Annotated in this window: 13 protein-coding genes; 5 read left to right on the top strand and 8 right to left on the bottom strand. The window is 65.4% G+C overall.

What is annotated here, in order from left to right; all coding sequences use genetic code 11:
- Positions 1-33 precede the first annotated feature (33 nt).
- Genes QVE23_RS02550 through QVE23_RS02540 form a run of 3 tightly spaced genes read left to right on the top strand, consistent with a single transcriptional unit; the run spans position 34 to position 1,311 of the window.
- Positions 34-450 (top strand): DUF2178 domain-containing protein, encoded by a 417-nt coding sequence (locus QVE23_RS02550; RefSeq protein WP_276896988.1) that lies wholly within the window; start codon positions 34-36, stop codon positions 448-450.
- 14 nt (positions 451-464) lie between these two features.
- Positions 465-887 (top strand): hypothetical protein, encoded by a 423-nt coding sequence (locus QVE23_RS02545; protein WP_276896986.1) that lies wholly within the window; start codon positions 465-467, stop codon positions 885-887.
- Between the two features lie 13 nt (positions 888-900).
- On the top strand, positions 901-1,311 hold the full coding sequence (locus tag QVE23_RS02540) for a hypothetical protein (RefSeq protein ID WP_287554370.1): 411 nt from the start codon (positions 901-903) through the stop codon (positions 1,309-1,311).
- Between the two features lie 46 nt (positions 1,312-1,357).
- Here the strand turns inward: QVE23_RS02540 and QVE23_RS02535 are convergent, their stop codons facing one another.
- Positions 1,358-2,188 (bottom strand): hypothetical protein, encoded by an 831-nt coding sequence (locus QVE23_RS02535; protein WP_021750239.1) that lies wholly within the window; start codon positions 2,186-2,188, stop codon positions 1,358-1,360.
- A 166-nt stretch (positions 2,189-2,354) separates the two neighbouring features.
- Between QVE23_RS02535 and QVE23_RS02530 the strand changes: the two genes are divergently transcribed.
- The gene (locus QVE23_RS02530) at positions 2,355-2,894 is read left to right on the top strand and encodes a DUF4364 family protein (RefSeq protein ID WP_021750237.1); all 540 of its coding nucleotides are present in this window, start codon (positions 2,355-2,357) and stop codon (positions 2,892-2,894) included.
- 87 nt (positions 2,895-2,981) lie between these two features.
- Positions 2,982-3,248 (top strand): hypothetical protein, encoded by a 267-nt coding sequence (locus tag QVE23_RS02525; protein ID WP_036630864.1) that lies wholly within the window; start codon positions 2,982-2,984, stop codon positions 3,246-3,248.
- A gap of 41 nt (positions 3,249-3,289) precedes the next feature.
- Here QVE23_RS02525 and QVE23_RS02520 read toward each other — a convergent pair whose 3' ends face one another.
- The 7 genes from QVE23_RS02520 to murB form a co-directional block, all read right to left on the bottom strand.
- Positions 3,290-6,775: a DNA polymerase III subunit alpha gene (locus QVE23_RS02520; RefSeq protein WP_267288337.1), complete on the bottom strand. Its 3,486-nt coding sequence runs from the start codon at positions 6,773-6,775 to the stop codon at positions 3,290-3,292.
- A gap of 52 nt (positions 6,776-6,827) precedes the next feature.
- Positions 6,828-7,256: a DUF3788 domain-containing protein gene (locus tag QVE23_RS02515; RefSeq protein ID WP_287967121.1), complete on the bottom strand. Its 429-nt coding sequence runs from the start codon at positions 7,254-7,256 to the stop codon at positions 6,828-6,830.
- A complete protein-coding gene (locus tag QVE23_RS02510) occupies positions 7,253-7,702 on the bottom strand; it encodes a C-GCAxxG-C-C family protein (RefSeq protein WP_021750233.1) in 450 nt (149 codons plus the stop codon). The genes QVE23_RS02515 and QVE23_RS02510 overlap by 4 nt, the downstream gene beginning before the upstream one ends.
- A 48-nt stretch (positions 7,703-7,750) precedes the next feature.
- The gene (whiA, locus tag QVE23_RS02505) at positions 7,751-8,650 is read right to left on the bottom strand and encodes a DNA-binding protein WhiA (protein WP_119310935.1); all 900 of its coding nucleotides are present in this window, start codon (positions 8,648-8,650) and stop codon (positions 7,751-7,753) included.
- A gap of 36 nt (positions 8,651-8,686) precedes the next feature.
- Positions 8,687-9,700: a gluconeogenesis factor YvcK family protein gene (locus QVE23_RS02500; RefSeq protein WP_287967529.1), complete on the bottom strand. Its 1,014-nt coding sequence runs from the start codon at positions 9,698-9,700 to the stop codon at positions 8,687-8,689.
- Positions 9,701-9,748: 48 nt separating this feature from the next.
- Positions 9,749-10,612, bottom strand: coding sequence for an RNase adapter RapZ (rapZ, locus tag QVE23_RS02495; RefSeq protein WP_287967528.1), 864 nt, complete (start codon positions 10,610-10,612; stop codon positions 9,749-9,751).
- Between the two features lie 18 nt (positions 10,613-10,630).
- Positions 10,631-11,490, bottom strand: an 860-nt coding sequence (murB, locus tag QVE23_RS02490; RefSeq protein WP_287967527.1) for a UDP-N-acetylmuramate dehydrogenase, incomplete at its 5' end; no start/stop codon positions are given.

Genomic DNA, 11,490 nt, shown 5'->3' with positions numbered 1-11,490 from the left:
TGGCTCCAGCGGAAGATGTGAGGAGGCGCTGTCATGAAGCGGAACACACGCTGGTATCTCTCGGCCGCCGCGGCGGGGGCGCTGCTAGCGGGGGCCGCCCTCTGGGCGGCGCGGACGTTTCCCGCCGCTCCCGCCGCTGTGCCGGGGTTTTTTGGCCTTGCAGGCGGCCTCCTGTTCTTCTGCGCCATGGCGGAGCTGCTGTCCACCCGAGACCTGGACCCCGCCCGGCGGGAGCGGGACCGGGAGGACCACGACGAGCGGGGCGCCATGATCCGGGCCATGGCCAGGGCCCGGGCCGGGGACGTGCTGCTGTGGCTGCTGCTGTTCGGCGCTGCCTACCTGTACTTCTTCGGCGTGCCCAAGTGGGTCAGCCTCATCCTGCTGACTCTGGCCTGCGTAAAACTGCTTCTGGACTGGATGTTCACCGTCTGGTACCGCCGTCAGTATTGAAGGAGGGACTCTGTATGAACCGCACACAAAAAAAGCGCCTGTTCCAGGGACTTCTGGCCGTGGGCATCGTCCTGCTGGTCCTGTCCCTGCTGCTGGACGGCCGGGTGCCCGATTCCCTGGGCGGGATGCTCTGCGGCATAGGCTCCGGCCTGCTGGCCATGGCGGGGTCCACCCTGCTGAACCTCCGCCACGAGGCGAAGCACCCGGAGATGGCCCGGCAGCACGACATCGAACAAAAAGACGAGCGGAATGTGGCTATCCGGAACCGGGCCAAGGCCGTGTCCGGCGAGGTCCTCCAGTGGAGCGTTCTGGCGGCGGCATGGCTCTCCATCGGCCTGGATGCGCCCCTGTGGGTCCCCCTGGCTGCCACCGGTGTCTTCGTAGCCAAATCCGTGCTGGAGCTGTATCTCATGATCCGCTACGAGCGGGAGATGTAAGGGGTGCGCCGGGATGAAAAAGCGCTGGTATCTGCTGTTGATCGCGGCGGGGCTTCTGCTGTGCGCGGTCCCGCTCCAATCCCCCCAGCATCTCCCCAAGCCCGTCTTTGCTCTGCTGGCTGCGGGTGGGTCCGTACTGGTGGGCGGTTCCCTCGGCTCCCTGCTGTGTCAGGTCATTCGGATTCGCGACCCGGTACTCGTTCAGGCTTACAAAGAACAGCACGACGAGCGGAACACCATGATCTGCGAAAAGGCGGCGGCCCGGGCCGCCCGGGTCATGCAGGGCGCGGTCCTGTATTTCGGCGCGGCCTATGCCCGCTTTCTGGAGCTGCCCATGTGGATCACCTGGGGGCTGGTTGGGTTCTGCCTCGCCTGGGGGCTTCTGGAATGGGGCCTCACCCTCTGGTACCGGCACAGGATGTAGCAAAACAGGACCCCGGCAAGCAGCCGGGGTCCTGTTGGTCTGCCGCTCACTTGCAGCAGCTCTTGATGTCGTCGCAGCTCTCCGGCCGCTTGACGGTGTTGGGCGGGAAGAACTCGCCCACCGGGAAGGAGATGTTCCGGAACAGAGCGCAGGGGTCCTCGCAGCCGTCGCCGCAGGCGCACTCCTTGTCGGGCATACAGTAGTCGTAGACGGGCACCAGCAGCTGGGTGTCCCGCTCCAGCCGGACGATGGAGAACTGGCCCAGGGTCACATAGATCCGTCGGCTGTCGTCCCCGCTGGACAGCTCCCCGCCGAAGCAGTCGCCCACGAAGGTGGGGATTTCACACAGGTCGCAGTCGCAGTCCCGCTTGCAGCAGCAGTCCATGATGCGGGCGTCCAGTACGATGGGGTCCACGGCCTCCACCACGGCGATGGGCGTGTTGGACCGCTGCATCATCTGGGGATCCGGCTCTCCGGCCCGCATCTCGGAGGAGAAGATCTTGGCGTTCCCCTCGCTGCCGAACAGGATGGCCCGCTTGTCAAAGACGCACAGGCCCTCCACCGTCACCGGCACCGGGCAGCTGAGATAGGCCTGGAGCGTCACATGGTAGAAGAAGCGCATATCCACGGTGTAGAAGCCCCGGTTGAAGCTGACGGGCTCCACATCCACATAGACGTACAGCAGCTTGGCGCTGCCGCCCTTCACGGACAGGGCGCGGTTGATGATGTCCACACACTGCAGCTTGGGGTAAAACCGCAGGTCCTCGATGCAGTCCTTATCGCGGCAGGAATCAAAAATCTTCCTGGTATGGATGCAAACCGCCTCCCGGATGCCGCAGGAGTCCTCCACGGGACCGGGCATAACTTTCTCGGGCATTGCAATACCTCCTAATAAGTAGCTGGATGAAAGAGAAGCTCTTTCAATCCAGTGTATGCGCCCGGCTCCCATTGGTGCGGCGGCGGGGAAATTCGGACTATACAAACCCGGCGGTCCTGCGGTATAATACAATTGTATCCAATCCCATTCCAAGGAGGTGACGCGGATGCCCGGCTTTATCCATGACAAGCTGGAGATCAAGTTTCTGATTCTGTATATCACCGCCCGGGTGATCGAGCCGATTCCCTTTGATACCGTGTGGGATCTGGCCATGTGCGACGAGGGCGTGGACTATTTCGACTTTGCCGAGTGCCTCTCCGATCTGGTGCGGACTGAGCATCTGACGCTGTCTGCGGACGGGCTGTACGCCATCACCGACAAGGGCCTGCGGAACAGCCGGATCTGCGAGTCCAGCCTCCCCTACTCCGTGCGGCTGCGGTGCGACAAGAACCTGGCGGCCTGCAACCGCCACCTGCGGCGCAAGAGCCAGGTGAAGGCCTCCACGGAGAAGCGGCCCAACGGCACCTACACGGTGCGGCTGGAGCTGTCGGACGACATGGGCAGCGTGATGGACCTGCGGCTGGCCATCCCCCGGGAGGACATGGCCGCCATGCTGACGGAGCGGTTCCAGAAATCCCCGGAGCGGCTGTACGGCGAGATCATGCGGGCCCTGATGTCCTCCGAGCCCGAGGACGAGGCCCCGTAAGGAGGGGCGGCGAGGGGGCTCCTCCTGGCCGCCGGGTCCCCGCTTCACGGCCTGTCGGCCCGTTTTGGGAGATAAGGAGGGATTCTCTTGCTTCAGATCGTATGGAACTGGATGCTCGTCGCGGTCTTCCCCCTTCTGGCCGGTCTGCTGTTCCGCTGGCTGCTGCGCCGCTGGCGGCGCGGCTGGCTGCTGACAGCGGGGGCGGCAGCTTTGGCCCTGATCCTTTTCCTCTGGGCCAGCACAATCCCCATCCCCGGCAGTGAAGGGCCAATGCTCTGGACCATCCAGGCCGCCTGCCTGACCCTGGGCGCCGGGGTTGTGGAGCTGGTCTTGAAGCTGAAACGGCGCTTGTGAATGAAAAACGCCCGTGTCCTTTTGGACACGGGCGTTCCGTTCTATTTCACCACCACATTGGCCTCCCCCAACGTCTCCCGGGCCTCCTGCAGCAGGGCCTCGTGGAGGCTTGCATGGGTGCCGTAGACCTTGCGGGTGTCCGCCATCACCATCTTCACAGCGGCGTTGCCGGGAAACATCTGGAACACCAGCTTCATGTGGCGCACGCTGGGGTGGTCCAGGCTAGGGAACTTCAGGTACAGCACCTGATCCGGCGCTTTCGCGGCCTGCCCTTCCGCCGCCGGAGCGCCTGCGGCAGAGAGCGGATACGCGCTGTCGCAGAGGATCTGGGGCGCTTTCTCGTCCCGGACGGAGAGCCGCCCCTTCACCACCACTGCCTGGTTCTCCTTCAGGTACGGCCCGCAGGACTCCAGCACCCGGGCGAAGCACAGCAGCTCGATGGAGGCGGTGTCGTCCTCCACCGTCACATAGGCCATCAGGGAGTTGTTGCGGGTGGTCTTCGTCTTGCTGGAGGTGACGATGCCGCAGATGGTGATCCGCTGGTCGTCGGCGAACCGTGTGGGGCCGCCCTCTTGGGCGAAGTCTCCCAGAATGGAGCCGATAGTGGGCGCCCCCAGCCGCCGCACCGCCTCCCGGTACTGGTCCATGGGGTGGCCGGAGAGATAGAGGCCCGTGGTCTCCTTCTCCATCAGCATCCGTTCCTCGGGGGTGTACTCGTCGATGTCCGGCAAGGGGATTTCCTTCACATTCTTTCTCCCGCCGCTGCTGCCGTCCGCCAGGGAGAAGAAATCCATCTGCCCCTCCAAGTTCTGGCGGCGGCTGTCCGCCACCGCGTCCATGACGGACTCGTACACCTGGATCAGCTGGGACCGCCTGGCCCCCAGGGCATCGAAGGCGCCGGAGCGGATCAGGTTCTCCACCGCCCGCTTGTTGATGTCGCTGCCCGCCATTCGGTCGCAGAAGTCGTAGAGGGACGTGAAGGGCGCCTGCTCCCGCTCCCGCATCACCGCCTGGATAAAGCCCCGGCCGATGTTCTTGATGGCCACCAGCCCGAAGCGGATGCCCCCCTCCTCCACAGTAAAGCGGTCGGCGGAGCGGTTGATGTCCGGCGGCAGCAGGGCGATGCCGCAGTCCCGGCACTCGCTGATGTAGCCCGCCACCTTGTCGGAGTTGTCCAGCACGCTGGTCAGCAGCGCCGCCATGTACTCCCGGGTGTAGTGGCACTTGAACCAGGCGGTCTGATAGGCCACCACCGCGTAGGACACGGCGTGGGCCTTGTTGAACGCGTAGTTGGCAAAGTCGTAGATATCCTGATAGATGGCCTGGGCCGTCTCCTCCGGGATGCCGTTTGCCACGCAGCCCGCAATGTTCCGCTCCGGATCGCCGTGGAGGAATGCCTCCCGCTCCTTCTCGATCTGGGCGGCCTTTTTCTTGGAGATGGCCCGGCGCACCATGTCCGCCTGCCCCAGAGAGTATCCCGCCAGCTGCTGGAAGATCTGGATCACCTGCTCCTGGTAGACGATGCACCCGTAGGTGACGGAGAGGATCGGCTCCAGGGACGGGTGGAGGTACTTGATCTTGCTGGAGTCATGCTTGCAGGCGATGAACCGGGGGATGGAGTCCATGGGGCCGGGGCGGTAGAGCGCGATGATGGCGGTGATGTCCTCGATGTTCTGGGGCCGCAGGCCCACGCACACGCCGGTCATGCCCGCGGACTCCATCTGGAACACGCCGGAGGTCTTGCCGGCAGAGATCATCTCAAAGGTCTCCGGGTCGTCCTCCGGGATGTCCGAGAGCTTGAAGTCCGGCAGGCGCTCCTGGACCATCTTCACCGCGTCATCCAGCACCGTCAGGTTCCGCAGCCCCAGGAAGTCCATCTTCAGGAGGCCCAGCTCCTCCAGGGTGGTCATGACGTACTGGCACACCACGGCGTCGTCGTTCTTCGCCAGGGGCACGTACTCGTACACCGGCCGCTTGGTGATGACCACGCCGGCGGCGTGGGTGGAGGCGTGGCGGGGCATCCCCTCCAGGGCCTTGGCGGTGTCGATGAGCTTTTTCACCTGCTCATCGGTCTCGTACTGCTCCCGCAGGGGCTTGGACAGGCGCAGGGCGTCGTCCAGGGTGATGTGGAGGGCGCCGGGCCCGGCGGGCACCTGCTTGGCGATCACGTCCACGTCGGCATAGGGCATGTTCATCACCCGGCCCACGTCCCGGATCACGCCCCGGGCGGCCATGGTGCCGAAGGTGACGATCTGGGCCACGTGGTCATCCCCGTACTTCCGGCGGACGTAGTCCACCACCTCGCCCCGGCGGGTGTCGCCGAAGTCCATGTCGATATCCGGCATGCTGACCCGCTCCGGGTTCAGGAACCGCTCGAAGTACAGGTTGTACTTCATGGGGTCGATGTCCGTGATGTGGAGGCAGTAGCTGACCATGCTGCCCGCGGCGCTGCCCCGGCCGGGACCCACGGGGATGCCTGCGCTTCTGGCATAGCGGACGAAGTCGGAGACGATCAGGAAGTAGTCGGTGAAGCCCATCTTCTCGATCATGTCCTGCTCGTACCGGAGCTGGTCCCGGTACTGGTCGTCCGTTCCATACCGCTCCCGGTAGCCCTCATCGCAGAGCTTTTTCAGATAGGAAAAGCTGTCGTACCCCTCCGGCAGCCGGAATTCCGGCAGGTGGTACTTGCCGAAGGAAAAGTCCAGATTGCACATGTCGGCGATCTTCGACGTGTTCTCCAGCGCGCCCTCGTAGCCCGCGAACAGGGCCGCCATCTCCTCCTCGCTGCGGAGGTAGAAGTTCCGGGGCTCATAGCGCATCCGGTTCTCGTCGTCGATGGTCTTGCCGGTCTGGATGCACAGCAGTACATCGTGGGCCTCCGCGTCCTCCTTCCGGAGGTAGTGCGCGTCGTTGGTGCACACCATAGGCAGCCCCGTCTCCCGGTGGATGCGGAGGATGCCCTGGTTCACGATGGCCTGGTCCCGGATGCCGTGGTCCTGGAGCTCCAGATAGAAGCGGTCCGGGCCGAAGATGTGGGAGAGCTCCAGGGCATAGGCCTTGGCGTTCTCGTACTCCCCGTTCCGCAGCCGCCGGGGGATCTCCCCGGCGAGGCAGGCCGACAGGGCGATCAGTCCCCCGCTGTACTGCCGCAGCAGCTCCAGGTCGATCCGGGGCTTGATATAGAAGCCCTCTGTCCAGCCCATGGACACCAGGTAGGACAGGTTCCGGTAGCCCTCCTCGTTCTCGCAGAGCAGCACCAGATGGCGGCTCTCCGCGTCCAGCTCGTGGACCTTGTCGAACCGGGTCCGGCCCTGGGGGGTGACGTACACCTCGCAGCCGATGATAGGCTTGACCCCCTCCGCCTTGCAGGCGCGGTAAAAGTCCACGGCACCGTACATGACGCCGTGGTCCGTGACAGCGCAGGCGGTCTGGCCCATGGCCTTCACGATGCCGGGCAGGTCCCGGATGCGGCAGGCGCCGTCCAATAAGCTGAATTCCGTATGAACGTGGAGATGGACAAAAGACATAGCATGTTCCTTTCCAAAATCGCACGCGCCGTCCTTGCAAAGGGCGGGGTGCTCACTCTGCGGGCTTGACCCGCACGGCCAGCAGAGCTTTCACATCCTCCAGCATCTCCGGTGACGTGATGTCCAGCATGAGCCAGTGGCCCATTTTGGATGCAGCGGACCGATGGTAGACCGCCTGTGTCTCTGCCGTGCAGGTGAGCAGGACCATCTGGGCGGCCTCCTCATCCTTGGGCGCGACAGAAACCATGGCCGTCACAAACCCAGGCCGCAGGTAGACCGTGCAGAGAGACTTGCTGCCCCTGCGGAACTTCACATTCCATCCCGGCTCCAGACCGCACCGGCTGTACTCCAGCCGCGGTCCCGCCCCATAGGCCGCCGCCAGATACGCGCGCAGCTGCGGCCAAAGGGGCGTATGCGCATAGGCGTCGATTTCCTCCAGCGTGGGCCGCGCAGCCTCTGAATACAGCTCTGCCCAGGTCATGCGGGCTCCTCCTGCAGCATCTGCTCCAGGATCTCCACAGCCGTGACGATCATGTTGTCGCAGTGGGCGGTGACTCCCAGCCGCTGGGAGGCCGGGTTCCTCTCTGTGACGCCGGGCCGGGCCCGCAGCAGGTCTCCGCACCGGGTCAGGCCGAACACCTCCTGGAACCGGCGGCGGAACTCCTTGGCCTGGGCGTAGAGGCGCACCTTTCCGGCCCTGTCCTCTCCGTCCGTATGGGGGTGCAGCAGACTCAGCACCAGCACGCCGCCGCTGACGGCGCCGCACAGCTCCTCATGGCTGCCGCCCACGCCGCCGCCGAAGCCGCCCATGGCGGCCATCAGCTGCTCCGGCGCCGTGCCCGTCAGGTCCGCAAAGGCCCCGGCCACAGACTGGGCACAGTTATACCCCTGTTTGTGATATGCATAGGCTGCCGCACAGCGATCCATTGTATATTCCTCCAATTTTTCTTTGATAAATTGTAAAGCGCATTTACTTTATAGTCCTTTTGCCAACTGGGTGATCTTCCGCAGACGGTGGTTCAGGCAGGACTTGGTCACCGGCGGGTCAAACTCCTCCGCCAGCTCACTGAGGGTCAGCTCCGGATTCTCCAGCCGCAGGGCCGCCGTCAGCTGGAGCTTGTCCGGTAGCTGGTCCAGGAGGCCCGCCCGCTGGAGCTTCCGGATCGATTCCAGCTGTTCCTGGGCCGCCTCCACCGCCTTGTCCAGATTGGCGCTGTCGCAGTTGAGGCGGCGGTTAACGCTGTTGCGCAGGTCCTTTTCCAGCTTGGCGGACATGACGCTCATGGCGGCCACGGGCGCGCCGATCAGCGTCAGGAAGTCCTCGATCTGGTCGCTCTGCTTGAAGTAGGTGATGAAGCTGCCGTTGCGGGCCACGCTCTTGGGGGGATAGCCGCACTCCCGCAGCAGCACCTCCAGCTCCCGGCTCACCTGCAGGTGGGAGGTCGCCAGCTCCAGGTGGTACCGCTTGGCCGGGTCCGTGACGCTGCCCCCGGCGAAGAACACCCCCCGCAGGAAGGACGCCCGGCAGCACTCCTCCTCCAGCAGTCCGAAGTTGATGTGCAGGGCCAGGTTCTGCTCCGGGCTGAAGCCCAGCAGGTCCACGATCCGGCGGAGCTTGCCGCCGTCTGTGATCTGGAACACCAGCTTGCCGCTCTCCCCCTCCTCCGGCAGCCGGTCGAACCGCAGGCCGAAGGCCCGGTGAAACAGCTTGGGAAGCCGGGCAGCCAGAGCGGGGTTCCCGGTGATGATCCGCACCTCGCTTGCGCTGAAGGTGTTGCAGTACAGCAGGATGCCGTAGGCCTCCGCCCGGGCGCAGCACAGCTTCTGCACCGGCAGGCGGCACAGCTCGTTTTTGGCTTCAAAGGAAAAGGACATGGGTGGGTCTCCTCCAACTCTGGGTAATTGTGGGGCTCATTTCTGCTCCTCCATCTGGTAGGCGTCCTCCCGGGGGCGGAATCGGGCACCGGCGATCCGGACGCTCCGCTCCGCATGGAGCAGGATCAGCTCCCGGGCCAGGGCCGCGGAGCTGTGGCGGACAAAGCCGCTCTCCACCGTGGCCACCGGCCGCTCCACGACCTCCACGCCCAGGGTCGCGCAGGCGGACTTGTCGCAGCGGATGCGCTCGGCCCCCTCCTCCGCGTACCGGGCGGCCACCGCCTTGGGGATGGGCGAGGAGTTGGTGAGGCACAGGCGGAACAGGCCCTGCGCCGAATGGGCGAAGATGGCGGCGATGTGGTCGGATACGGTGTAGCCCTCCGTCTCACCCTCCTGGGTCATGACGTTGCAGACATAGACCTTCAGGGCGTCGGACTCCCGGATCGCCTTCACGATGCCATCCACCAGCAGATTGGGGATGATGCTGGTGTACAGGCTGCCGGGCCCCAGGACGATCATATCCGCGTCGGCGATGGCGGAGACCGCCTCCGGCAGGGCCTTGGGCCGGGAGGGGATCAGACGCACCTGGCGGATGCGGCAGTCCTCCTGCTTTTTGCAGTAAAAGATCTTGGACTCCCCCACCACCGTGGCGCCGTTCTCAAATTCCGCCTCCAGCTGGACGTCCGCTGTGGTCACCGGCAGCACCCGTCCGGTGATGGCCAGGACCTGGCTCATGCGGCGCACCGCCGCGTCAAAGGACGGGGAGATGCCGTTCAGCGCCGCCAGAAACAGGTTGCCAAAGCTCTGCCCCGCCAGGCTCCCCTCGGTGAAGCGGTAGTGGAGCAGCTCCCGCATCACCGGCTCCGTGTTTGCCAGGGCCTCCATACAGCTGCGGATGTCCCCCGGCGGAGGCATCCCCAGGTCCTGGCGCAGCATGCCGGAGCCGCCGCCATCATCCGCCACCGTGACGATGGCGGAGATGTTCTCCGTATATTGCTTCAGTCCCCGCAGCATGTTGGACAGGCCGTGGCCGCCGCCGATGACGGCCACCTTGGGGCCATGGGCCCGGGGGACGCGGTATTACTGCTCCATCACGGCTCAGCCTCCCCGGGACATGTCCCGGTGGTTCTCCAGCACATGATAGCCCAGGCCGTGTATGAAGCCCGCCAGGGCATGGGACACCGCCAAGGACCGGTGGTGCCCCCCCGTGCAGCCCACGGCGATGGTGAGGGAGGTCTTTCCCTCCTCCGCGTACAGGGGCAGGGAGAAGGCCAGCAGGTCCTCCAAACGGCGCATGTAGTCCTGGGTCTGTGGGAAGTGGAACACATAGTCCGCCACCGCCTGGTCCAGCCCCGTCCGGGGACGCAGGTCCTCCATATAGAAGGGATTCGGCATGAACCGCACGTCAAACACCAGATCCGCCTCCAGAGGCAGGCCGTACTTGAAGCCGAAGGAGGTGACGCTCACCGTCATTCCCTCCTTCTCCCCCTCCTGGCCGAAGAGGCGCAGCAGCTCTCCCCGCAGTTGGGCGGTGGAGGTGCGGGAGGTGTCGATGACAAAGTCCGCCCGCTCCTTGACGGGGGCCATCATGGCCCTCTCCTTCTTCACCGCCTCCTCCAGGGAGTCGGTGTCTGCCGCCAGGGGATGGCGGCGGCGGGTCTCCTTGTACCGCTTGATGATGACCTCCGGCGCGGCCTCCAGAAACAGCATCCGGCACTGGGCCTCCATGTCCTTCAGCTTATCCAGCACGTCGAACAGCTCCGTGAAGGAGCTGGCCGTCCGCACGTCGTACACCAGGGCCACCCGGTCGTAGCGGCCGTTGCCCCCGGCGCAGAACTCCGCGAATTTCAGGATCATGGCGGCGGGCATATTGTCCACGATATAAAAGCCCATGTCCTCCAAAAAGGAGGCCGCCTTGCTCTTCCCGGCCCCGGAGAGGCCGGAGATGATGAGGATTTCCATGTCCGCACCGCCCCTTTCTCAGTCGATGATCCGGACCTCCGGCTCCAGCCGGACGCCGGCCTGCGCAAAGACCCGCTCCTGGATCTGGCGGATCAGCTCCTTCACGTCGGCGCAGGTGGCGCCGCCCCGGTTGATGACAAAGCCCGCATGCTTCTCGCTGACCTGGGCGCCGCCCACCGTCAGCCCCTTCAGGCCGCATTGGTCGATCAGCGTCCCGGCGTAATAGCCCTCCGGCCGCTTGAAGGTGCTGCCCGCGCTGGGGAACTCCAGCGGCTGGCTGGCCCTGCGCTTTTCCAGCAGCTCCTTCATCCGGCCCCGGATTGCCGCCGGGTCGCCGGGCGTCAGGCAGAACTCCGCCCGCAGCACCACCGCATCCGGGTGATCCGTCAGAAAGCTGCGGCGGTAGCCGAAGGCCATCTCCGCCCCGGTGAGGGTCCGGATGCCCTCCTCCGGCAGCAGCAGGGTTGCCTCCCGCACCACCTGGGCCATCTCCCCGCCGTAGGCGCCGGCATTCATGCACACCGCGCCGCCCACCGTGCCCGGGATGCCGTGGGCGAATTCCAGGCCCGCCAGCCCCTGCCGGCAGGCGAAATCCGCCACCCGGGCCAGGGAGGCCCCCGCCTCCGCCAGAATGGTCCCCGGTGTCCCGCCGGCCTCCACTCGGCTCAGGCCGGCGGAGGTGTCGATCACCAGCCGGTCCAGCCCCTCGTCCGGGGCCAGCAGGTTGGTTCCGTTGCCCATCACCAGGGGACGGGCGCCGCAGCGGGCGGCCATGTCCAGCAGCAGCACCAGCTGCTCTCCCCGCTCCGGAAAAGCCATGCGCCGGGCCGGCCCCCCGATGCGGAAGGAGGTGTGCCGGTCCATGGGCTCCTCCTTCT

Source organism: Oscillibacter sp. KLE 1728, from assembly GCF_934833455.1.
In the GTDB taxonomy this organism is placed as follows: Bacteria; Bacillota; Clostridia; order Oscillospirales; family Oscillospiraceae; genus Oscillibacter; species Oscillibacter welbionis.
Note: the sequence above shows the minus strand (reverse complement) of the source record. Positions and strands in the feature narration are given on the sequence as shown.